General features: G+C 73.0%; 18 protein-coding genes and 1 pseudogene. 9 read left to right on the top strand and 10 right to left on the bottom strand.

Annotated features, from left to right (window positions below; translation table 11 throughout):
- Positions 1-15: 15 nt before the first annotated feature.
- Positions 16-1,566, top strand: coding sequence for an alpha/beta fold hydrolase (locus ACZ6KF_RS09225; RefSeq protein ID WP_469237855.1), 1,551 nt, complete (start codon positions 16-18; stop codon positions 1,564-1,566).
- Between the two features lie 136 nt (positions 1,567-1,702).
- Entirely contained in the window at positions 1,703-3,253 is a 1,551-nt protein-coding gene (locus tag ACZ6KF_RS09220) for an alpha/beta hydrolase (protein WP_356626449.1), read from the top strand.
- Positions 3,254-3,324: 71 nt separating this feature from the next.
- Here the strand turns inward: ACZ6KF_RS09220 and moeZ are convergent, their stop codons facing one another.
- The 7 genes and pseudogenes from moeZ to ACZ6KF_RS09185 form a co-directional block, all read right to left on the bottom strand.
- Complete coding sequence (moeZ, locus tag ACZ6KF_RS09215; RefSeq protein WP_356626448.1) at positions 3,325-4,503, bottom strand: adenylyltransferase/sulfurtransferase MoeZ; 1,179 nt, start codon at positions 4,501-4,503, stop codon at positions 3,325-3,327.
- Positions 4,504-4,602: 99 nt separating this feature from the next.
- Positions 4,603-5,384, bottom strand: a pseudogene (locus tag ACZ6KF_RS09210) (spherulation-specific family 4 protein).
- Positions 5,372-6,412 carry an NAD-dependent epimerase/dehydratase gene (locus tag ACZ6KF_RS09205; protein ID WP_356626444.1) on the bottom strand — a complete coding sequence of 347 codons (1,041 nt, stop codon included), beginning with the start codon at positions 6,410-6,412 and terminating at the stop codon, positions 5,372-5,374. Before ACZ6KF_RS09205 ends, ACZ6KF_RS09210 begins: the two are co-directional and overlap by 13 nt.
- Before the next feature lie 165 nt (positions 6,413-6,577).
- A complete protein-coding gene (locus ACZ6KF_RS09200; RefSeq protein ID WP_469237853.1) occupies positions 6,578-7,747 on the bottom strand; it encodes a hypothetical protein in 1,170 nt (389 codons plus the stop codon).
- Positions 7,744-9,597: a DUF3492 domain-containing protein gene (locus tag ACZ6KF_RS09195; protein WP_469237896.1), complete on the bottom strand. Its 1,854-nt coding sequence runs from the start codon at positions 9,595-9,597 to the stop codon at positions 7,744-7,746. The genes ACZ6KF_RS09200 and ACZ6KF_RS09195 overlap by 4 nt, the downstream gene beginning before the upstream one ends.
- 222 nt (positions 9,598-9,819) lie before the next feature.
- On the bottom strand, positions 9,820-11,388 hold the full coding sequence (locus ACZ6KF_RS09190; protein WP_469237851.1) for a DUF3152 domain-containing protein: 1,569 nt from the start codon (positions 11,386-11,388) through the stop codon (positions 9,820-9,822).
- Positions 11,389-11,396: 8 nt separating this feature from the next.
- Entirely contained in the window at positions 11,397-12,500 is a 1,104-nt protein-coding gene (locus ACZ6KF_RS09185; protein WP_469176015.1) for an alpha/beta fold hydrolase, read from the bottom strand.
- Between the two features lie 408 nt (positions 12,501-12,908).
- Between ACZ6KF_RS09185 and ACZ6KF_RS09180 the strand changes: the two genes are divergently transcribed.
- From ACZ6KF_RS09180 to ACZ6KF_RS09165, 4 genes are all read left to right on the top strand, one after another.
- The gene (locus ACZ6KF_RS09180; RefSeq protein ID WP_356626438.1) at positions 12,909-13,133 is read left to right on the top strand and encodes a hypothetical protein; all 225 of its coding nucleotides are present in this window, start codon (positions 12,909-12,911) and stop codon (positions 13,131-13,133) included.
- 227 nt (positions 13,134-13,360) lie between these two features.
- Positions 13,361-14,008 carry a TetR/AcrR family transcriptional regulator gene (locus ACZ6KF_RS09175; RefSeq protein WP_469237849.1) on the top strand — a complete coding sequence of 216 codons (648 nt, stop codon included), beginning with the start codon at positions 13,361-13,363 and terminating at the stop codon, positions 14,006-14,008.
- Between the two features lie 139 nt (positions 14,009-14,147).
- On the top strand, positions 14,148-14,375 hold the full coding sequence (locus ACZ6KF_RS09170; protein WP_073940165.1) for a DUF3107 domain-containing protein: 228 nt from the start codon (positions 14,148-14,150) through the stop codon (positions 14,373-14,375).
- Between the two features lie 191 nt (positions 14,376-14,566).
- Complete coding sequence (locus tag ACZ6KF_RS09165; RefSeq protein ID WP_356626434.1) at positions 14,567-14,836, top strand: hypothetical protein; 270 nt, start codon at positions 14,567-14,569, stop codon at positions 14,834-14,836.
- A gap of 420 nt (positions 14,837-15,256) precedes the next feature.
- On the opposite strand, the gene ACZ6KF_RS09160 is transcribed toward ACZ6KF_RS09165, so the two are convergent.
- Positions 15,257-16,012 (bottom strand): ferritin-like fold-containing protein, encoded by a 756-nt coding sequence (locus ACZ6KF_RS09160; RefSeq protein ID WP_356626433.1) that lies wholly within the window; start codon positions 16,010-16,012, stop codon positions 15,257-15,259.
- Between the two features lie 561 nt (positions 16,013-16,573).
- Here ACZ6KF_RS09160 and ACZ6KF_RS09155 point away from each other — a divergent pair.
- Complete coding sequence (locus tag ACZ6KF_RS09155; protein WP_356626432.1) at positions 16,574-18,943, top strand: DEAD/DEAH box helicase; 2,370 nt, start codon at positions 16,574-16,576, stop codon at positions 18,941-18,943.
- A gap of 80 nt (positions 18,944-19,023) precedes the next feature.
- Entirely contained in the window at positions 19,024-19,953 is a 930-nt protein-coding gene (locus ACZ6KF_RS09150) for an alpha/beta fold hydrolase (RefSeq protein ID WP_356626430.1), read from the top strand.
- 56 nt (positions 19,954-20,009) lie between these two features.
- Here the strand turns inward: ACZ6KF_RS09150 and ACZ6KF_RS09145 are convergent, their stop codons facing one another.
- A complete protein-coding gene (locus ACZ6KF_RS09145) occupies positions 20,010-20,906 on the bottom strand; it encodes an NYN domain-containing protein (protein WP_356626428.1) in 897 nt (298 codons plus the stop codon).
- A 228-nt stretch (positions 20,907-21,134) separates the two neighbouring features.
- Here ACZ6KF_RS09145 and ACZ6KF_RS09140 point away from each other — a divergent pair, with 228 nt between their 5' ends.
- Complete coding sequence (locus tag ACZ6KF_RS09140) at positions 21,135-21,287, top strand: hypothetical protein (protein ID WP_356315535.1); 153 nt, start codon at positions 21,135-21,137, stop codon at positions 21,285-21,287.
- A gap of 86 nt (positions 21,288-21,373) precedes the next feature.
- On the opposite strand, the gene ACZ6KF_RS09135 is transcribed toward ACZ6KF_RS09140, so the two are convergent.
- Positions 21,374-21,982 (bottom strand): MarC family protein, encoded by a 609-nt coding sequence (locus ACZ6KF_RS09135; RefSeq protein ID WP_356626426.1) that lies wholly within the window; start codon positions 21,980-21,982, stop codon positions 21,374-21,376.
- Between the last annotated feature and the right edge of the window lie 74 nt (positions 21,983-22,056).

Genomic DNA, 22,056 nt, shown 5'->3' with positions numbered 1-22,056 from the left:
CCGCAGGATGAGTGCATGCCGAACCCGTCCCGGCTGCGCGCCGCCGCCCTGACCGCCGCCGTCCTGCTGCTGTCCTCCGCCCTGGCGGCCTACGGCGTCGACGACACCACCGAGGACGAGGACCTCACGGCGCAGAAACTGAGCTGGGAGGACTGCCCCGCCCCTTCCGCGGCCCAGGGCGGCGGCAACGAACCCTCTCCCCTGCCGGGCGGCGACGACTGGCGCTGCGCCACCATGAAGGCGCCCCTGGACTGGGACGACCCCAAGGGCGACACCATTGATCTCGCGCTGATCCGCGCGCGGGCCAGGGGCGACGCGGACAGCCGCATCGGCTCGCTCGTCTTCAACTTCGGCGGTCCCGGCGGCTCGGGCGTGAGCACGCTGCCCGCCTTCGGCACGGACTACGAGAAACTGCGCACCCGCTACGACCTGGTCGCCTTCGACCCGCGCGGCGTCGGCCGCAGCGCCGGCGTGCGCTGCCTGAACGACCAGCAGCTCGACGCCTACTTCCAGCAGGACGCCACCCCCGACGACGCCGCCGAGCGGGCCGAGCTGCTGGAGGACGCCGAGAGGTTCAACGCGGCCTGCGAGAAGAACTCCGGGCGGATCCTGCCGCACGTACGCACCACCGACGCGGCCCGCGACCTGGACCTCGTGCGCCAGGTGCTCGGCGACGACAAACTGCACTACTTCGGTCTCTCCTACGGCACCGAACTCGGCGGCGTCTACGCCCACCTGTTCCCGCGGAACGTGGGCCGGGCCGTGTTCGACGCGGTCGTCGACCCGACGCAGACCCCAGAACAGGGCTCGCTCGGCCAGGCGAAGGGCTTCCAGAGGGCGCTGGACAACTTCGCCGAGGACTGCGCGTCGCGACAGCCGCAGTGCCCGATCGGCGACAGCGCCCAGGACGTCAAGGACCGCATGGCCGCACTGCTCGAGAAGCTCGACGCCGAGCCGATCCCCGGGGTCTTCCCGCGTGAGCTGACCCAGAGCGCCGCGACCGGCGGCATCGCGCAGGCCCTGTACTCCCGGGACTTCTGGGAGTACCTCACCGAAGGCCTCGACCAGGCCTACGACGGCGACGGCAGGACGCTGCTGCTGCTCTCGGACTCGTTGAACGGGCGCAGCCCCAACGGCCGGTACAGCAACCTCACCGCTGCGAACGTCTCCATCAACTGCGCCGACGACAGGCCCCGTTACTCCGTCGAGCACGTCGAGCGCAGGCTGCCCGAGTTCCGAAAGGCGTCACCCCTGTTCGGCGACTACCTGGCCTGGGGCCTGGTCGGGTGCACCGGCTGGGCGACGCCGGGCGAGGCGGACCGTCCCGACGTGAGCGCGCCCGGCTCGGCGCCGATCCTCGTGGTGGGCAACACCGGCGACCCGGCCACTCCCTACGAGGGCGCCCGTCGGATGGCGCGGGCGCTGGGCGAGGGCGTCGGCCGGGAGCTGACGTACCGGGGTCAGGGGCACGGGGCGTACGACAGCGGGAGCACGTGCGTGCAGGACGCCGTCAACGGCTACCTCCTCGACGGAAAGTTGCCGAACCCCGGCACCATCTGCTCCTGAACCCACCCTGCCCTTGCCGGAAACCGCAGGTCACAAGGTTATCCACAAGCTTCGGCGGGTTCTGCTCGCGCCGCATACGATGGCATCACCGCTGTTCGCGACCGACTGCGAACGGCTTGCGAGGGGGGATGGATCCATGGTGCGTTTCGCACGGTGGACGGCGCTGAGCGCCGCCGCCGCGTTGCTGGCGTCGGGCTGCGGCCTCGGTTCGTCGGACGGCGGACGGGAGGAGAACCGCCCGTCCTCCCCTGGTCCCACGGGGACGCCCACCTCAAAGTCCGGTCGCCCTCTGCCCGCCTCGCTCACCTCCCAGCAACTCGACTGGGGCCGCTGCGAGGGCGGCGACGGCGGCTCCGCTCCGGGCGACGACTGGCGGTGCGCGACGCTGAAGGCGCCACTGGACTGGGCGAAGCCCGACGGCGAGACCATCGACCTCGCCCTGATCCGCGCGACGGCCGAGGGCGACGACCGCATCGGCTCCCTGCTGTTCAACTTCGGCGGCCCCGGCGGCTCGGGCCTGTCGGGGCTGCCCGCGTTCGGCCCGGACTACGAGAAGCTGCGCGACCGCTACGACCTGGTCAGCTGGGACCCGCGCGGAGTCGGCGCCAGCGAAGGCGTCCGCTGCCGCGACGACAAGCGGATCCAGGCCGCCGAGGCGGTGGACGTCACCCCCGACACCCCCGCCGAGGAGACGGCGTTCTTCGCGGACGCCGCCCGCTTCGGCCAGGGCTGCCTGCGGGACGCAGGGAAGCTGCTGTCGCATGTGTCGACCACCGACACCGCCCGCGACATGGACCTGATGCGCCACGTCCTCGGCGACGCGAAGATGCACTACTTCGGCATCTCCTACGGCACGGAGCTCGGCGGCGTCTACGCTCACCTGTTCCCTCGGAACGTGGGCCGGATGGTGCTCGACGCCGTCGTCGACCCGAGCGCCGACACGATCGGCCACGCCAAGAACCAGGCCCTGGGCTTCCAGCGCGCCCTCGACGACTACCTGGAGGCGACGGGCCAGGACCCGGCGGAGGGCACCCGGAAGATCGCGGACATGCTGGAGGAGATCGACGCCCGGCCGCTGCCGACGTCCTCCGGGCGGAAACTGACCCAGACCCTCGCGGTGCTGGGCGTCGTCGTGCCGCTCTACAGCAAGTCCGGCTGGCCGGTCCTGACCAGCGCCCTGAAGGAGGCCGAACGGGGCGACGGCTCCGGTCTCCTGGCACTCGCCGACAGCTACAACGACCGTGACGCCTCGGGGCGCTACGGCACGGGGACCCACTCCCAACGCGTCATATCGTGCCTGGACGACAGGCAGCGGCCGACCCCGGAGGAGGCGAAGAAGCGGCTGCCGGAGTTCGAGAAGCTCTCGCCCGTGTTCGGGCGGTTCCTGGGCTGGGACACGGCGGGCTGGTGCCACGAGTGGCCGGTGCCCGGGCAGTTCGACACCCCGGAGGTGAGCGCCCCGGGCGCCCCGCCGATCCTCGTCGTGGGCAACACCGGCGACCCGGCGACGCCCTACGAGGGCGCCCGCAGGATGGCGGACGAGCTGGGCGAGGGAGTCGGTGTGGTGCTCACCTGGAAGGGCGAGGGCCACGGCGCCTACCGGAGCGGCAGCGACTGCGTCGACTCCACGGTGAACGCCTACGTCCTGGACGGCTCGGTGCCCAAGGACGGCAAGGTCTGCTCATGACGCCGGCGGTGGCTGCCCGCACACCTGGCGCGCGCAGCCACCGCCGGACGGAGAGCACGGTGGGCCGTGGTTCAGTACACCGGCTTGTGCGGCTCGATCTGGTTGACCCAGCCGATCACGCCGCCGCCCACGTGAACCGCGTCGGCGAAGCCGGCGGACTTGAGGACCGCGAGGACTTCCGCACTGCGGACACCCGTCTTGCAGTGCAGGACGATCTTCTTGTCCTGCGGGAGGGTCTCCAGCGCCGTGCCCATGAGGAACTCGTTCTTCGGGATCAGCCGGGCGCCCGGAATGGAGACGATCTCGTACTCGTTCGTCTCGCGGACGTCGATGATCTCGATGTTCTCGCCGTCGTCGATCCACTCCTTGAGCTGCTTGGGAGTGATCGTCGAGTCGGCGGCCGCCGCCTGGGCCTCCTCGGAGACGACGCCGCAGAAGGCCTCGTAGTCGATGAGCTCGGTGACGGTCGGGTTCTCGCCGCAGACCGCGCAGTCGGGGTCCTTGCGGACCTTGACCTGGCGGTACTGCATCTCCAGGGCGTCGTAGATCATCAGACGGCCGACGAGCGGCTCGCCGACGCCGGCGAGCAGCTTGATGGCCTCGGTGACCTGGATGGAGCCGATCGACGCGCACAGCACGCCCAGCACGCCGCCCTCGGCGCAGGAGGGGACCATGCCGGGGGGCGGGGGCTCCGGGTAGAGGCAGCGGTAGCAGGGGCCGTGCTCGGACCAGAACACCGAGGCCTGGCCGTCGAAGCGGTAGATCGAACCCCACACGTACGGCTTGTTCAGCAGCACGCACGCGTCGTTGACCAGGTAGCGGGTCGCGAAGTTGTCCGTACCGTCGACGATCAGGTCGTACTGGCTGAAGATGTCCATCACGTTGTCGGCCTCGAGCCGCTCTTCGTGCAGGACGACGTTGACGTACGGGTTGATGCCGAGCACGCTGTCGCGGGCCGACTCGGCCTTGGAGCGGCCGATGTCGGACTGGCTGTGGATGATCTGGCGCTGCAGGTTCGACTCGTCGACCTCGTCGAACTCCACGATGCCCAGCGTGCCCACGCCTGCCGCGGCGAGGTACATCAGGGCCGGCGAGCCCAGGCCGCCGGCACCGACGCAGAGCACCTTGGCGTTCTTGAGCCGCTTCTGCCCGTCCATCCCCACATCGGGGATGATCAGGTGGCGGGAGTACCTGCGAACCTCGTCTACGGTGAGCTCGTCAGCCGGCTCGACCAGGGGTGGCAGCGACACGGGGACTCCGTTGGTCGGTTAATCAATGAGGGTCCCCCCGCCCGACCGAGGTCGGGAGTGGGGGACGTTGTTCAGTCCGTAACACTGCCACGGCCTTTTTCATTCCGAGACACCAGGTCCGATACGCGAGACGATTTCGTCCCAGTAGCCGGGCATGGTCTCCCACGGGCCGGCCCGGCCGCGGCCGGGCCGGCCCGTGGGAGAGCCCGGCCGCGGCCGTCCGTACGGTCGGTGAAGTAGATCGTCGCCGCGCCCTGCCAGCGGGCGATCCGCAGCGCCTCCTCCAGGTGTCCCCGGGGCACGCCGTGGACGAAGTGGCAGAAACGCTCGGGCGGATGGTCCGCGGTCCACTCCGCCGCCTGCGACCAGCGGTAGTCGCTCCAGGGCCCGGAGAAGGTGACGAGCTGGTCGGCGCAGTCGGCGTACCCCGGGTCGGGGTGGACACCGTGGCCGAGGACGATGTGGGGATCGTCACGCAGCGCGCGCAGCGCGGTGGTGGCGCGGCGGATGTCCGGGAGGACCGCGCGTTCGGCGGGGCAGCGGTCCAGGAAGAAGCCGTCGACGCGGTACCAGTCGAGATAGCGGTGCGCGTCGGAGATCACCTCGCTGAAGACCCGGGCGCCGTACGCCGCGTCCAGGTGGCCGAGGACGCGGACGCCCGCGTTGCGCAGCCGCCCGGCCGCTTCCAGGCAGTGCGGGTCGGGCCGGGCGCCGGGGCCGTCGGCGACGTTCAGGACGACCCAGTGCAGGGGCAGGCCGGGTCGGGTGAGCTCGCCCCATTCGGTCGGTGCCACCAGGGGATGCGCATAGCCGGGGATGCCCAGGGCGGAGCCTAGCGCCGTGCTCGCCGCCGTCGCTGCGGGGCTGGTCAGATGCGGCATGCCGCCTCCATCCAGATGTCGGCGAGGGACTCCTCCAGGTTGATCCGGGGACGCCAGCCGAGCCGGTCGCGGGCGGTGCGGATGTCGGCCTGCTGCCAGCTGCCGCAGCCGTCCGGGTACGGGTAGGCGGCCGGGGAGACGTGGGCCGCGTGCGCCGGGGGGCCTCCGTTGGGGCCGTGGGCGAGGTGGGCCGGCTGGTCGGGATCGCGCTGGCCCAGGGCGTGGGCGAGCGGTTCGGGACGGGGGTGACCGATGGTGGGGCGCAGGCCCGGCGGGGCGTCGAGTTCGTGCAGGGCGCCGCCGTAACCCGCGACGCGGGCGAGGATCGCGGCGGCCTCGCGGAGCCGCACCGCGCGGCCGGAGCCGATGTTGATGACGCCCTGCGCGGCGGAGAGCGAGGCCGCGTGCACGGCGCGGGCCACGTCCCGGACGTCGACGAAGTCGCGCTGGGCTCCGAGACCGGCGAGTTTGAGTTCGCCGTCGCCGGTCTGCAGGGCGCGCCGCATGGCCTCGGCGAGGCGGCCGAGCGGGGAGCCCGCAGGGGTGCCGGGGCCGGCCGGTGAGAAGACGCGGAGCACGACCGCGTCCAGGCCGGAGCCGAGGACGAGTTCGGTGGCGGCGAGCTTGCTGACGCCGTAGGGGCCGCCGGGACGGGGGACGGCGTCCTCGGCCGTGGACGATCCCGGCTGGCTGGGCCCGTACTCGGCGGCGCAGCCGAGCTGGACGAGGCGGGCTCCGCAGCCGCTGCGGCGCAGTGCCTCGCAGACGGTGGCGACGGCGACGGTGTTGTGCCGGGTGAGCTCGCGGGCCCCGCCGCGGGTGGCGCCGGCGCAGTTGATGACGACGCCGGGGTGGACCGCGTCGAGGAAGCGGGTGAGGGCGCCGGGGCTGCCGGACGCGAGGTCGAAACGGACGTCGGCGTCGTCGCCGCGGCCGAGCGCGGTGAGCTGGACGGCCGGGTCGGCGAGCAGGCGGTCGGCGACGAAGCGGCCGAGGTAGCCGTTGGCTCCGATCAGCAGGACTCTCATCGGGCGGCTCCCGGGGCGGCCGAGGCGGCGGGTCGGGAGGTGGTCATCTCGTGTTCTCCTTCGGCGGGGGTGGTGCGAATGCTTCCGGCGGACGGGCCGTCGGGTGCCTGCGGCGGGGGTGGTCCGTGGTGGGGGGTGGCAGGCGGGGAGGTGAGGAGGGCGCGTTCACCATGGGCGCTCCGGCGGGGCGTGGGCCGAGGCGCGGGTGAGGGTGCGGTTCGCGTGGACCAGGAGGGTCAGCGCCGCCGCACCGCAGGCGAGGACCTGTACGCCGCCCGGGCCCCAGGCGTCCAGGAGGGTTTGGACGGGGGTGGCGAGGGCGTCGCAGTGCGGGAGGCGGGCGGCGAAGACCGAGGCGAGGGCGACGGCCTGGGCGCCGGCCGCCGCGGTGAGGACGACGCCGGGTGCGTGGGTGAAGCCCTGGACGGTGAGGAGGCGGGCCAGCAGGAGCAGCCCGCCCAGGGTGAGGACCTCGGCGTGGGCGGGCTGCTCGTCGAGTGCGGTCGCGGTGAGTGCGGCGAGTCCGGCGAGGGCGGCCAGGAAGAGCGTGCACGTGCCGAGGAGCAGGGGGCGTACGGAGGTGGCGAACTCCGCGAGGGCTCTGCTGTCGGCGAGTCTGCGCCGGGCGCCGGCGGTGAAGAGGTGGGCGCACCAGGCGGCGGGGGCCACGGCCAGGGTGAGTGTGAGGAGGGGGGCGGTGTCGAGGGGCCACGGGGCGTCCGGGGCCGTGCCGGGGAGGCCGTCGGGACCTCCGGTGACGGCGCAGTGCAGGAGTCCGTCGCCCAGGACGGCGTAGGCGACGAGCCAGCAGGCCGCGGGCAGGGTGCGGCGGGGCGTGGGTGGGCCCGTCCTCGGCGTCCGTGGGCTCAGCGGGCCGCGGGAGAGGGCCGCGCGCAGGGCGAGGGCCACGGCCGGCAGACCCGTGACGGCGACGAGGAGGCGCGTTCGGCCGTGGGCGAGTGGAAGGGCGGCGAGGACGGCGGCGCAGAGGGCGCCGGGGAGGAGGGTGCGGAGGATCCAGCCGGCGTGACGGCGGGCGGCGGACAGGGGAGGCACGGCGGGGGAGGGAGGTGCGGGACGCCGGGAGGTGCCGGCGTCGCGGGGGACGCGGGCGTACATCTCCTCGGCGAGGGAGAAGACGTCACGGTGGCGGTACCGGCCGGCAGCGCGGTCGGTGACGCCGTGCGCCTCCAGGCCGGCCGCGATCTCCAGGGCGTCCACGGCCCGTGCGCACAGGTCGCGGTGACGGTGCATCAGCGCCTTCACGGGATCCGCGGCGCCGCGCGGGGCCGTGGGACGGCTGCCGGGGCGGTCCAGCTTCTCCGTTCCGGTCATCGTGCGCCTCCCACGGCCCATCCGGCCGTCGTGGCCCGCACCGGCGGCCTCCCGGATCGGACCGGGCCGCCGTCCGCGTCGGGCCGTGCCGCCGAGCCGGTCCAGCGACCGGGGACGTACGCCTCGGCGGGGACGGCGAACGGCAGGGGCTCGCCGGTCGCGTCGAGGACGACGCGGTGAACCGGGCAGCGCGAGACGATCTCCAGGTAGATGCTCTGGAACGCGTCGACGTTCTGCTCGACGGTGAACAGTTCCAGGGCGCGGGCGCGCGCCGCGGCGCCCAGACGTGCGCGGCGCTCCGGGTCGCGCAGCAGCGCCGCGCACGCCTCGGCGAGCGCCCGCGGGTTGCGCGGCGGCACGACGAGCCCCGTTCCGCCGATGACCTCCACGACCGCGCCGACGTCCGTGGACACCGTGGCGCGCCCGCAGAACATGGCCTCGACCAGGCCGGCCGGGAAGCCCTCCACGACGCTGGACAGGACGACGACGGCACCGGAGGCGTAGGCCTCGGCGAGGGTCGGTGTCTCCGGGTCGCCGATCTCGGTGAAGCGGACGGGGTTGTCGCCGACCGAGTGCGGGCCGTCCGCCTCGTCGGGGAACAGCTGTGCGGCCAGGGCGCGGCAGTGCGCCAGATAGGCCGGCCCGTCGGGGCCCGACGGGGAGCCGACGATCCGCAGCCGGGTCCTCGGCGCAGTCCGGCGGATCTCCGCGAAGGCGTGCAGGAGGGAGATCAGGTCCTTGGCCGGCTCGACGCGGCCCACCCAGACCAGCGTGTCCGGCGCCCCGCGCTCGGGCGACTCGCCCACCTCGGCGAACGGGGTCGCGTCCATGCCCGGGTGGACGGTGCGCAGCTTCGAGCGGTCGGCGCCGCAGCGTTCCTGCCAGCGGCGGGCGTGCGCGTTGCCGGGGGTGATGAGCGCGGCCCGGCGGTAGGTCTCCGCGGCGAGGCGGCCGTGGAAGGCGGCCAGCAGGGCGCGGACAGGGGACGCGGCAGGCGGCGCGGCGGGCCCGGACGCCGGGCCCGCGAGGTAGTGGGCGCGCAGGTGCACGCCGTACTCGGTGACGAGCAGCGGAACGCCCGAGAAGTGCTGGGCGAGCAGGCCCGGCAGCGCGGCGACACCGCCGGACGCGGCGTGGCAGAGGTCGGCCGAGCCGAGCCCGTCGTCCTCGTACCAGTCGAGGGACAGGGGGCGCAGGGCGCGTTCCAGGTGGGCGGCGACGGCGAGCAGGTCGGGCACGCGCGCGGCGTGCGCCGGGGCGGACGCGCCGGGGGCCCGGCAGGCGCGCTCCAGGGCGCGTACGGCGGTCTCGGAGCGGAGGGCGACGGCCAGTCCGGCCTCGTCGCGGGCGAGTTCGGCGAGGCCGTACAGAGCGTTGCCGAAACGGTCCGCCTCTACGTCGGAGGAGACGGCGGAGGTGTCGGAGGCGGCCTCTGCGGACCCCCCGGCGCAGAGGACGGCGGCCAGTTCGCCGTACCACTCCCCGAACCGCCGGCGCGCACGACGGCCGAGGCGGCGGCCGTGACGACCGAAGCCGAGGCGATCCGGATCAGGTCCTCCAGCATCAAGACGACCAGAATCAAGACGGCCGGGACCGAGAAGGCCGGAGACGGCGCCGCCGGAGCCCGCACGGCCGTGGTCCTCGCCGGCCGTCCACAGCGGCGCCGTACGCACCCGGCGGACCTGTGGCGGCAGCGGGACCAGCCCGCCCTCCTCCTGACGGCGGCTGCGGCTGAGCGCGTACACCTCGAACTCGTGCTGCGCCAGCCCGTGCACGAGCCGGTCGCACCAGAGCCTGGCGTCACCGCTCACGTACGGATAACCACCCTCCGTAAGCAGTCCGATCCGCACGAGTGCCACCTCGATCTCCCGTAGGGGGAGCCGCCCCTGTCCGCGGCTCGCAGCGGAACGAAACGTAAGCGGACAGGCCGGTGGCGCGATGGACGGTTGTCCGTCGCACCACCAAAAGGGGTGAACGGACGTGACTTTCCCGTGCGGTGCGCGTTAGGCCGCGCTAAGCGATCGGACGTCCGCACATGGCCACGTCGGCGTGCGTCGGTGTGCGTCGAGGACTCAACCGCGCGGATAGGGCCAGGGGTTGGCCTTGCAGCGGATGCCGTCGTACTCCAGGAACTTCGTCTGCTGCTGCATGACCGGGGCCAGTTCGCCCTGCTTGTCGCAGGTGACGTGGGAGTAGCCGAGGCGGTGGCCGATCTCGTGGTTGATCAGCATCTGGCGGTAGGCGTGGATCTTGTCGCCGTAGGTCTTCGAGCCCTGGGCCCAGCGGTAGGCGTTGATCATCACGCGCTCGGTGGAGGCCGAGTCGCAGGAGACGTTGTCGACGGTGGTGTCCAGGCCGGACTTGGCGCACCACTCGGCGGTGGTACCCGGGCTCGCGAGTGTGATCACGAAGTCGGGTCTGCCGGAGTGGATCCGCTCGAAGGTGCGGCCCCCGTTGTGCGCCCAGCTGCGGTCGTCGTTCAGCGTCTTCTGCACGGCTTCGGCGAAGAGCTCGCCGTCGAGGCCGAGGCCCTGCTCGACGTCCACGCGGTAGGTGTACTTCTGCCCCGAGCCGGGCGCCTTGTCGATGCCCGCAATCGCGTCGAACCTGCCCGAGCCCTTGAGGGACGGGTCGAGCGGGTACGTACGGTCCATCTTCTGCTCGTACGTCAGCGGTGTCGCGCTCGGCGCGGCGGGGGCCGTCGGACGCCCGTCCCCGCGCGAGGCGGAGTCGCGGGCGTCCCTGGCCGGGTCGGTGGCCGACTGCGTCTCCACGTCGGTGTCGTCACGGCGGTCCGCGACCTGACCGGCGACGATCACGCCGAGCACGGTGATGACGGCCGCGGCGGCGATGCCGGTGAACGCGCGGCCCTTGCCGCCCCTGGCGGGCTCGGCGGGCGGCCCGGTGGGCGGCGCGTCGTCGGGGTCGGCGTCGGACGGGGACGAGGCGGTGGCGCGGGGGGCGCCTACGGAGGGCGTACGGGGCGTGAATACGTCGTCGGCGTCGGTGTCGTCGTCCTCGCCGAAGGCGTCCAGGTACTCCTGCCTCGGGCCCCGTCCGGGCGGGGCCTGCCGCTGCCGGGGGAACGCGGCGCCGGCGCCTCGGGCCCCGTGGACGGGCCGCTGCCCGGGCAACTCGCCCCAGCCGCCACCGGGTTCCCGTTGCTCCGGGTGTCCACCGCGGACCTGCGGAATGCCGTGCGCGGGCGTGCCGTCAGGGAACCGAGGCAGCCCATGAGCGGGAGTGCCGTCAGGAAACCGAGGCACCCCCTGCGCCGGAGTGCCATCGGGGAACCGAGCCACCCCACGCGCGGGCGCGCCGTCCGCCATCCGCGGGAAGCCATGAGCAGGCGTGCCGTCGCCCATCCGCGGCAGCCCGTGCGCCGGCGTGCCGTCCGGCGGACGCGGCACTCCCCGCCCCGGAACCCCCTGCCCCGGAACCCCCAGGCCCGGAAGCCCTTGCCCCGGCGCCCCGAAGACCGCCGTCCCCTCGACGGAACGCGGCACCGCGTCGTCAGCGGGCGCGGCGCTCGTCGGTACTGGGGTCTGGGGCCCCCCGGCGGGCCCGGGTGCGCGACTGCGGGCCTTCTTGTCCGGGGCCTCACCCTTCGGTGCCGGGCCCCGGCGACTATGGCGTCCCACCTCGCGTCTCAGCTCCCCGCGCTCGCGGAATCGGCTCCACTGGCGGACACCCTATCGGCAGACGCCCCGCCACCCGCCGGATGCGGGCCCGTCTCCGCCCGCGCCCCCGGGTTCGACGCGGTCTCCGCTCGCCCGCCCTGCGGCTCCGCCGCCTTCCTCCGCCCGCTGTCCGCCAGTAGCTGCCGGAACGACATGGCGACCGTCTCCGGGTACTCCATCATCGCCACGTGCCCCGCGTCCGGGAGCGTCACCAGACGGGAGTCGCGGAAGGAGCGGGCCGCCTTCTGGGCCATGCGGAAGCCGATGAGCTGGTCCCGTCCGCCGTAGATGAGGAGCGTGGGGGCGAGCACCCGCTCGGCCTGACGCCACAGCGCGTGCTGACCGCCCAGCGTGTAGGCGTTGACGATGCCGCGCGCGGAGCGGGCCATGGCGTCCCAGAAGTACGGCAGTTGCAGCCGCCGTTCCATCTCCTCCACCGCGTGCCGGAAGCCGTCCGGCGTCACCCGGCCCGGATCCCCGTAGCAGAGCGCGAGCACGCCCCGCACCCGCTGCTCCGCCGTCCAGCCGGTCGTGTACCGGGTGAAAAGCCGGGCCACGCCGGGCACCGCCAGCAGCGCGGTCGGCACGGCCGTGCGCTGCACGCGCAACTCCGGCAGCGCGGGCGACACCAGGGTGAGCGTCCGGACGAGGTCGGGCCGGACGGCGGCCACGCGCGTGGCGACCGCGCCGCCGAGCGAGTTGCCGAACAGGTGGACGGGGCCCCTGCCGGAGGCGTCCAGGTAGCGGATGACCGCGCGCGCGTGCCCGGTGATCGAGTAGTCGCCGTCGTCCGGCGGCGGGGAGTCGCCGAAGCCGGGGAGGTCCACGGCCTCGCAGTCGAGGTCCGCGTCGAGCAGCTGCATCAGCGCCGACCAGTTCTGCGAGGAACCGCCGAGACCGTGCACGAACAGCGCGGGCTGAAGCCCTTCGCGCACGGGCGGCCGCGCGCGAACGGTCAGCGAGATGCCGGGCAGTTGGACCGACCTGAGCCGCTCGCCCTCCGCGACCCTCACGGGCGCCACCTTCGGGAGCACGTTGGTGGTCGGCACGTACGGCATCTCGGTCGAAGACATGCGGCAATGTTACGAGACGATCACGCCACGGTTCATGTGTTCGCCCTCACAGGCACGTGCGGTCTCACCGAATCCGCACAGAACCGCATCCGCGCAGGAGTGATCCCACGCGTGCGCGCGGATATACGCAGAGGTGACCACACATCCGCACACACGATCCCACCGGATCGGCACGACCGCCGGACCGGCACGAACCACACCGCCGGACCGGCACCACCGCCGGATCGGACCACTACACCGCCGTCGGCCCCGCCGCCGCGCGGCCGGACGGCGTCAGGGGTGCGCACCGCGTGACGATCCGGACGCGGATCGCATAGCGTCCGGATCGGGTGTCTCCTAGGCTCGTAAAGAGGGCACCCGCGTGTGGCCCCTGCTGCTTCAGGGACGTTCGTAGGAAGGGAGCCCACCATGGCCGTCGACCCCACCGACCCGGAGACGTTCGAGGACGAGGAGACCGCACAGGCCCAGGAGATCGGCGTCGAGGCCCCCGAGGGCGACGCCGCGGAACAGCAGGCGGACATCGCGCCCGAGCGCGACGAGCCGCTGACCCGCGTCGACCCCGACCGGGCCAACGAGGCGGACCTCGTGGAGCAGGCCCGGATCGTCTCGCTCGACGAGGACGACTACCGGTGAGCCGGCGCCGCTGAAACCTCCGGCTCACCACCGGACGCCGTGCGGCTTGCCGTCGAGCAGGAACGAGGCCGATCCTTGCCCGCTGTGCACCTGTTTCAAACCTTCTGCGTCGTTTTCATAGCCGTCCGGTCCGTGAAATTCTGCGCTCGCACCGCGCACAGCACGGTTACCGAAAAGTACGATGGCCGCGCGGCGCACACCGCATGTGGACGATCTTGGGAGGCGGCGTGACAGCCATCGAGCAGACAGAGGCGGCACGCCCACGAGGTACGCGCCTGCCGCGCCGTGCCCGCAGGAACCAGCTTCTGGGAGCCGCCCAGGAAGTCTTCGTGGCCCAGGGGTACCACGCGGCCGCGATGGACGACATCGCCGAGCGCGCCGGGGTCAGCAAGCCGGTGCTCTACCAGCACTTCCCCGGCAAGCTCGACCTCTATCTCGCCCTGCTGGACCAGCACTGCGAGTCCCTCATCCAGTCCGTGCGCAGCGCGCTCGCGTCGACGACCGACAACAAGCAGCGCGTACGGGCGACCATGGACGCGTACTTCGCGTACGTCGAGGACGACGGCGGCGCGTTCCGCCTGGTCTTCGAGTCGGACCTGACCAACGAGCCGGCCGTGCGCGAACGCGTCGACAAGGTGACGAACGAGTGCGCGGAGGCGATCTGCGACGTGATCGCCGAGGACACCGGCCTCTCACGCGCGGAGTCGATGCTGCTCGCGTCCGGTCTCGGCGGCCTCGCCCAGGTGGTGGCCCGGTCCTGGCTGCACAGCGACCGCAGCGTTCCGCGCGACCAGGCGGTCCAGCTGGTGACCTCACTGGCGTGGCGGGGCATCGCCGGTTTCCCGCTGCACGGCACCGAGCACCAGCACCACTGAGCGGTTCCGGTTCCGTTCCCGCCCGCTGTTCGCTACCGGCGTGCCCGGGCAGAGCGTGCCGGTCCCCTCACCGGGCTAATGTGTGCTGGGTACGGCGCGGACGTCCGCGCACTTCACTGACCGTCGGAGGGACATAGCCGTGGAGGTCAAGATCGGCGTGCAGCACGCGCCGCGCGAGATCGTTCTGGAGAGCGGTCAGAGCGCCGAAGAGGTCGAGCGCGTGGTGGCCGAGGCACTGGCCGGCAAGTCGCAGCTGCTCAGCCTCGTGGACGAGCACGGCCGCAAGGTGCTGGTCCCGGCCGACCGTCTCGCGTACGTCGAGCTGGGCGAGCCGGCCCCGCGCAAGGTGGGCTTCGGCGCGCTGTAGCCGGACCCGAGCACGACCCGAGCACAGGAGCCCGGCGGTTTTCAGAACCGCCGGGCTCCGGCGTTCCCGGAGGCCCCCGGCTTCACGAACGGCTCACAACTCGCGCACAGGGGAGGATTGCATTCCGCAGGCCACGGGTAGGACGGGCTACGACCGATCAGGGCAGACCGGCCGTGTGGAAGGACCCCGACATGCTCCTGGAAGCGCTCAGCTCCGCGATCCTCGGCCTGGCCCTGTCGTGGGCCCTGGCCCGTCGCCTGCCGCACCGCCTTCCGGCCCGCCCGCTCGTCCTGTCCACGGGGATCGCCGGCGCCCTCTTCGGCGCCTTCGTCACGCACGGCGCGCTGGAGGCCGGGGGCATTCTGCTGGTCCTGGCCGGTGCGGCGATCGTCTCGGCGGCGTCGCTGTCGCTGCTGGTGCGCCCGTCGGGAAGACTCCGCCGCCGCTCGGCGACGGCCTGAACGACCGCCGCCGCGATCGCCTGCGGCGGGCGGTCCACCTCCGCGGCAGGCCCGCAGCCGCACCGTCCGCAGGCCGCGGCGGACACACGACGCGGCGATGACGTCCGTGCCCTGCGCACCGATGGACGGCCGCCCGTGACGCCACCGCTGCCCGCCGACCGCACCCGTCGGCCGCCGCCGACCGCCCGACCGCCTCGATCCGTCACAACCCACCGGCCGCCGCCCACCGGCCGCCGCCGACCGCGCGGGCGAAGCCCCAGGGGCCTCCGCCCGACCCCACCGCAATGGAGCGGACCGCCGTCCGACCGTACGGCCATCGGACCGAACCGCCGTCCGACCAAACTGCCGTCGGGCCAAACCGCCATCCGGCCCAAGCACCATCCGGCCCAACCGCCGTCCGGCCCACCGCCCCCGAACCGCCTAAGCCGCCAGCCCCAACGCGGCCATCCGCTTCGTGTGGGCCTCCGTGATGCGGGAGAACATCCGGCCCACCTCCGCGAGATCGAAGCCGTCGGCGACGCCGCCCACCAGCATCGTGGACAGGGCGTCGCGGTCCGCGACCACCCGCTGGGACTGCGACAGCGCCTCGCCCATCAGCCGCCGCGCCCACAGCGCGAGCCGCCCGCCCACACGCGGGTCGGCGTCGATCGCCGCACGCACCCGGTCGACGGCGAAGCCGGCGTGGCCGGTGTCGTCCAGAACCGCCAGCACCAGGGACCGGGTGTCGGAGTCCAGCCGTACCGCCACCTCGCGGTAGAAGTCACTGGCGATCGAGTCGCCGACGTAGGCCTTGACCAGGCCCTCCAGCCAGTCCGACGGCGCCGTCTGCTTGTGGAAGCCGTCCAGCGCGGCCACGAACGGCTCCATCGCCGCCGTCGGCTCCTCGCCGATCTCGGTGATCCGGTCCCGCAGCCGCTCGAAGTGATGGAACTCCGCCGACGCCATCTTCGCCAGCTCCGCCTTGTCCTCCAGGGTCGGCGCCAGCTTGGCGTCCTCCGCGAGCCGCTCGAACGCCGCGAGTTCCCCGTACGCGAGCGCGCCGAGCAGGTCCACGACCGCGGCCCGGTACTGCGGATCGGCGGAGGCGGTCGCCCAGTCCTGGGCGGCGATCCCCGTGTGGGCGGCGGACTCGTCGGGGCTGTCGGAGGCGTTCTCGGGCCTGTCAGAGGTGGTCATGCAGCGCACAATAGCCCGCTCACCGCACGGCGGAAGTCCCTGGTCACCAGTGGGACGACGCAGACGCGCGGGACCGCCGGAATCGGTACGGGCACGACACCCGGCGGACCGGGTCGGCAGGTGTGACGACCACAACGTGACCGAATCGGCCATCGCGTGTGCGCCAATCCGGGGTATGGTGGTAATGCGCCTGCTGAGTACGCCAGCGGAATCGGACGTATCTCGACAGGCCGCACGTATGAGGATGCCCGGTCGGTGGCCCGATCGGCTCCGACCCGACAGCTCTCCCTGACCGTACGGCACAGTGCGTACGACGATCGGAGGGACCCCTCAGCGGTACGAACGCTAGAGCGTCGGAAGTGGTCCCGTGCCACACGGCCCGACCGAACACGGCGGCCGACGTCCCCGGCACGGTCCGACACGACCCCCGCGCTCGCCTCGCACCGCACACACAGAAGAGGCAGCACCCTGACTACGACGTTTCGATCCCTCGGAATCCTGCCCGAGACCGCCGAGGCCCTGGAGGCCGTCGGCATCGTCACCCCCTTCCCCATCCAGGAGATGACGCTTCCCGTCGCCCTCTCCGGCAAGGACGTCATCGGCCAGGCCAAGACCGGCACGGGCAAGACGCTGGGCTTCGGCCTCCCGCTCCTCGACCGCGTCACCGTCCCCGCCGACGTCGAGGCCGGCCGCGCCGAGCCCGAGGACCTCACCGACGCCCCGCAGGCGCTCGTCGTCGTCCCCACGCGCGAGCTGTGCACCCAGGTCACCAACGACCTGCTGACCGCGGGCAAGGTGCGCAACGTCCGCGTCCTCGCGATCTACGGCGGCCGTGCCTACGAACCCCAGGTCGAGGCACTCAAGAAGGGCGTCGACGTCGTCGTCGGCACCCCCGGCCGACTCCTGGACCTCGCGGGCCAGAAGAAGCTCGACCTCAAGCACATCAAGTCGCTCGTCCTGGACGAGGCCGACGAGATGCTCGACCTGGGCTTCCTGCCCGACGTCGAGAAGATCATCAACCTGCTTCCGGCCCGCCGCCAGACCATGCTGTTCTCGGCCACCATGCCGGGCGCCGTCATCGGCCTGGCCCGCCGCTACATGTCGCAGCCGACGCACATCAGCGCCACCGCGCCGGACGACGAGGGCGCGACGGTCGCGAACATCAAGCAGTTCGTCTACCGCGCGCACAACATGGACAAGCCCGAGATGGTCGCGCGCATCCTGCAGGCCGACGGCCGGGGACTGGCCATGGTCTTCTGCCGCACCAAGCGCACGGCGGCCGACATCGCCGAGCAGCTCCAGCGCCGCGGGTTCGCCTCCGGCGCGGTCCACGGCGACCTCGGGCAGGGCGCCCGCGAGCAGGCGCTGCGCGCGTTCCGCAACGGCAAGGTCGACGTCCTCGTCTGCACCGACGTCGCCGCCCGCGGCATCGACGTCGAGGGCGTGACGCACGTCATCAACTACCAGTCGCCGGAGGACGAGAAGACGTACCTGCACCGGGTGGGCCGTACGGGCCGCGCGGGCGCCAAGGGTACGGCGATCACCCTGGTCGACTGGGACGACATCCCGCGCTGGCAGCTCATCAACAAGGCGCTGGACCTCGACTTCGCCGACCCGCCGGAGACGTACTCCACCTCCCCGCACCTCTTCTCCGACCTCGGCATCCCCGAGGGCACCAAGGGCGTCCTGCCGCGCGCGGAGCGCACCCGGGCCGGCCTGGCGGCCGAGGAGATGGAGGACCTGGGCGAGCCGGGCGGGCGGGGTGGCCGCGGACGCGGCACCCGAGGCGGCCGTGACGGCAGGGACAGCAGGGACGGGCGCGACAGCCGTGACGGCCGTCAGAGCCGCGACGAGTCCCGCTCCGACGACGGCGAGCGCGCGGGAACGCCGCGCCGCCGCCGTCGGATGCGAGGCGGTACGCCGCTCACCGAGACGCCCGCGTCGGCTCCGGTCACCGCCGAGCCCACCGCCACCGCGGAGGTCACGGCCGAGGAGCTGACCGCTCCCCGGACCCTGCGCCGCCGTCGCCGCACCCGCGGCGGCACCCCGGCGGAAGCGACGGCGACGGTCGCGGCAGCGGTCGAGACCCCGGCCGCCGAGGCCGCACGGACCGCCGTGGAGACGGCCGAGGGCCCGTCCGCCGCCGTGGACGCCGACGAGACCGCGGCGAAGCCGCGCCGCCGTCGCGTCCGCAAGACGGCTCAGGCGTCCGCCGCCCCCGCCGAGACGGCCGGGGCCGCAGAGGCGACCGCCGCGTCCGCCCCGCAGGCGACGCAGCCGGCGGAGACGGTGGAGACGGTGGAAACCACGGCGCGCCGCCGCACCCGCAAGACGACAGCGACCACGGCCCCCGAGGCCGCCGTCGAGACGGCCGAGGGCGCCGAGGCCAAGCCGAGGACCCGCCGCACCCGCAAGACGGCAGCGACCACGACCGCCCCCGAGGCCGCCGAGGCGACGGCCGAGGCAGCGGAGGCCACGGAGGCACCCGCCGCCAAGCCGCGCCGTACCCGCAAGGCAGCCGCGGCCGCCCCGGAGGCCACCGCCGAAGCCGCCGTCGACACTGCCGAGGGCGCCGAGGCCAAGCCCAAGGTCCGCCGCACCCGCAAGACGGCAACGGCCGCCCCCTCCCCCGAGGCGACGACCGAGACCGCTCAGGCAGCGGAGGCCAAGCCGAAGCGCACCCGCAAGACCGCGGCAGCGACCACGGCCACGGATGCGGCCACGGCACCGTCGGAGACGGCGACGGCCGCCGGCGACGCCGCCGAGGCCAAGCCGAAGGCCCGCCGCACCCGCAAAACCGCCGCGACCGCCCCGGCCGCCGCCCCCGAGGCGACCGCCGGGATCCCGGCGCAGTCCACGCAGGAGCCGGAGGCGAAGCCGCGCCGCCGGATCCGCAAGGCGACGGTCGCCGCGGAGCCCAGCGACGGCTGATCCACGCGAGCACCCGTACGACGGCCCGGTCCCACCCCGCGTGGGACCGGGCCGTCGGCGTTCCCGCTACCCTGCCCCGGGTGAGCACCCCGACGCCTCCCGCACCGCCCTCCGACGCCCACGCCCGCTTCCTGCGCACCGCCCGCGGGGACTTCGCCGTCGTCGACGTGCCCGCGGCCCCCGGCGTCGAGCCGAAGGGCGTCGCGCTCCTGCTGCCCGGGTTCACCGGCAGCAAGGAGGACTTCCGCCTGATGCAGGGACGGCTCGCGGAGCGCGGATACCGCACCGTCGCCGTGGACGGCCGCGGACAGTTCGAGTCGGACGGACCGGTCGACGACGAAACCGCTTACGGGCAGCGCGAGTTGGCGCTGGACGTCCTCGCACAGGCACAGGCGCTCGGCACCGCGCCGGTGCATCTGCTCGGGCACTCCCTGGGCGGCCAGATCGCGCGGGCGGCGGTGCTGCTCGACCACTGCCCGTTCCGCTCGCTGACGCTCATGTCGTCGGGCCCCGCGCAGATCTCCGTCTCTCAGCAGCAGCGCGTGAAGCTGCTGCACGACGCCCTCTCCGCGATGACGATGGCCGAGGTGTGGGAGGCGATCGGGGCCATGGGACCGCCGGAGGAGGTCGGCGGTCCGGCACGCGGCATCGGCGGCCCCGAGCTGCTGCGCCGCCGCTGGCTGGGCAACAGGCCCGCGCAGTTGCTGGCCACGGGCCGGCAGCTGTGCACCGAGCCGGACCGGGTCGCCGAGCTGGCCGCCGTACCGCTTCCCGTCCATGTGCTGTCGGGCGAGCGCGACGACACCTGGCCGCTGCCGCTCCTCGACGAGATGGCGGACCGGCTGGGCGCGCGCCGCACCGTCGTCAAGGGAGCCGAGCACTCGCCGAACGCGGACCGCCCGCTTCCGACGGCCCGGGCCGTCGCCGACTTCTGGGACGCCCACGCCCCCACGACCGCACCCCGCACCGCCGCCGACGACGCCGAAGACCCCACCACCCCCGCCGCTTGACGCCGCCCGTACGGCCGTCGGCCGTCGGCCCGTATTGCCAGTACCGCTGGTACCGCTCAGTACTGCGTCTGCAGGTGCTCCCAGAACCCGTCCCGCAGCGCCCGCCGCAGGTCGGCCTGGCCGCGCAGGGAGTACTGGAGCATGCCCTCCGCCTCCACCAGCAGGTCCTGGTCCACCGAGCCCGGCAGATAGGGGTGCCCGGGCAGGAGCTCGACCAGGGCGTCCCGGCCCCGTGCCGCGAGCCACTTCGCCGAGATCTGCGCGCCGATGAAGCGGACGTCCTCGCGGGTGGGGCGGGCGGCGGCGGTGGCCTCGTAGGCGGCGGCCGTGCGCCGGGCGACGTACGGCTTGAAGAAGTCGAGGTCGAGGGTGCGCTGGCTGTCGACCTCCCACAGCAGCGGCTCGGCCTGGTTGCGGCCCTCGGGCGCCTCGATGCCCCACAGGTGCACCCGCGCCCCGTAGCCCTGCGCCGCCTCGACCGCCGAGACCAGGTCCTCGTCGCCGCCGAGGAGGGCCGCGTCGCTGATGGCGCGATGCCGGGCGAGGGACTCCAGGTCGGTGCGGATGAGGGAGTCGACGCCCTTCTGCTGGTTGTTGGCGTTGAGATTGCCGAGGCGGACCTTGACGTCCGGCAGTTCGGCGATGGTCTGCTGCTCGGCTGTGTGGATGCGGCGGCGGGCGCCGTCGTACCAGTAGACCCGCAGCAGCCGGCTGTCGGCGAAGATCGTGCGGGCCCGGTCGATGAGCGCGTCGATGAGCCCCTCGGCGTCCAGGTCGAACGCCCGCCGGTCCTCGGTGCCGGCGACGAGCCGTCCCGCGGCGGCGTAAAGGTACCCGGCGTCGACGAAGATCGCGTGGGTCGAGGGCGTCTTGGCCACCTCGGCGAGCATCCGCTGGAGCAGCTCGTTCGTGCGGTCGATGCGGGCGGCCAGGGCCGCGAGGTCGTCGTTCATCATCACCCATTGTTCCGGTGGTCACGCTGCGAACACAACCGGTCCCGGTTAGTCTCGAACGAGCAGCTTACCGGTCAGTAATTAGTCGTTCGAAAAATTTATTTAGCATAGGGAATGTTCGTAACAGTCGGCCTGTTGCATACGTATGGAACCCGGGGCACTTCCGCCGCACGGGACTCCACCCAGTAGTTCTCCTCAGGAGGATGACCAGACGAAGGGAGAAGCCCCATGCGCTTCGAAATCATGCGCCTCGACGACGTCGACGGCACGCCCGTCGACACCACCGTCGTGGACGCGGCCTCCGTCAACCGGATCGTGCAGCAGGCTGCCGCCATCGGCCAGCGCCTGTGGATCCGCCCGGCCGGGACCCCGGCCTCGTAACGCGGATCGTACTCTCACACACTTCGCGGCCCTCACCGGGAGCCTTTCCGGTGAGGGCCGCGCTGTATGCGCCGGGGACGGCGGGGTCAGCCGCCGGCCCGGATCACCTGCGTCACGCCGTTGATGATCTGCTGCACGGCGATCGCGGAGAGCATCATGCCCGCGAGCCGTGTCACGAGCACCACGCCGCCGTCCTTGATGACCCGGATGATCAGCAGCGAATAGCGCATCACCAGCCACAGCACGACGTGGATGGCGAGGATCGCCGACCACACCGACAGCTGTGTGGCGGCGCTGTCGGCCTTCTGGACGGCGAGGATGACCGACACGATCGCGCCCGGCCCGGCCAGCAGCGGCATCCCGAGCGGTACGAGGGCGACGTTGACGTCCTTGGTCTGCTTGGGCTCGTCCGTCTTGCCGGTGAGCAGGTCGAGCGCGATCAGCAGGAGCAGCAGCCCGCCCGCGATCATCAGCGCGGGCACGGAGACGTGCAGATAGGCGAGGATCTGGTGCCCGAGCAGCCCGAAGACGGTGATCACGCCGCCGGCGACGCACACGGCCTGGAACGCCATCCGCCGCTGCACCTTGGCGGGCCGCCCGGAAGTCAGGGCGAGGAAGATCGGGGTGATCCCTGGGGGATCCATGATGACGAAAAGGGTGACGAAGAGGGAGCCGAAGACGGCGACGTCGAACATAAGGGTGGTACTGGCCTTGCGCTGAGGAATGAGAAGGGGGAACGGGGGCGGGCGCGGCACAACGCCGTGCGCCT

Source organism: Streptomyces sp. NPDC046379, assembly GCF_055587785.1.
Note: the sequence above shows the minus strand (reverse complement) of the source record. Positions and strands in the feature narration are given on the sequence as shown.

Excerpts from the sequence above, each read along its gene's own strand:
- ACZ6KF_RS09225 (WP_469237855.1), top strand. The coding sequence starts at position 16 with ATGCCGAACCCGTCCCGGCTGCGCGCCGCCGCCCTGACCGCCGCCGTC.
- ACZ6KF_RS09220 (WP_356626449.1), top strand. The coding sequence starts at position 1,703 with ATGGTGCGTTTCGCACGGTGGACGGCGCTGAGCGCCGCCGCCGCGTTG.
- ACZ6KF_RS09205 (WP_356626444.1), bottom strand. The coding sequence starts at position 6,412 with ATGAGAGTCCTGCTGATCGGAGCCAACGGCTACCTCGGCCGCTTCGTC.
- ACZ6KF_RS09200 (WP_469237853.1), bottom strand. The coding sequence starts at position 7,747 with ATGACCGGAACGGAGAAGCTGGACCGCCCCGGCAGCCGTCCCACGGCC.
- ACZ6KF_RS09185 (WP_469176015.1), bottom strand. The coding sequence starts at position 12,500 with ATGTCTTCGACCGAGATGCCGTACGTGCCGACCACCAACGTGCTCCCG.
- ACZ6KF_RS09180 (WP_356626438.1), top strand. The coding sequence starts at position 12,909 with ATGGCCGTCGACCCCACCGACCCGGAGACGTTCGAGGACGAGGAGACC.
- ACZ6KF_RS09165 (WP_356626434.1), top strand. The coding sequence starts at position 14,567 with ATGCTCCTGGAAGCGCTCAGCTCCGCGATCCTCGGCCTGGCCCTGTCG.
- ACZ6KF_RS09160 (WP_356626433.1), bottom strand. The coding sequence starts at position 16,012 with ATGACCACCTCTGACAGGCCCGAGAACGCCTCCGACAGCCCCGACGAG.
- ACZ6KF_RS09155 (WP_356626432.1), top strand. The coding sequence starts at position 16,574 with ATGACGCTTCCCGTCGCCCTCTCCGGCAAGGACGTCATCGGCCAGGCC.
- ACZ6KF_RS09145 (WP_356626428.1), bottom strand. The coding sequence starts at position 20,906 with ATGAACGACGACCTCGCGGCCCTGGCCGCCCGCATCGACCGCACGAAC.
- ACZ6KF_RS09140 (WP_356315535.1), top strand. The coding sequence starts at position 21,135 with ATGCGCTTCGAAATCATGCGCCTCGACGACGTCGACGGCACGCCCGTC.
- ACZ6KF_RS09135 (WP_356626426.1), bottom strand. The coding sequence starts at position 21,982 with ATGTTCGACGTCGCCGTCTTCGGCTCCCTCTTCGTCACCCTTTTCGTC.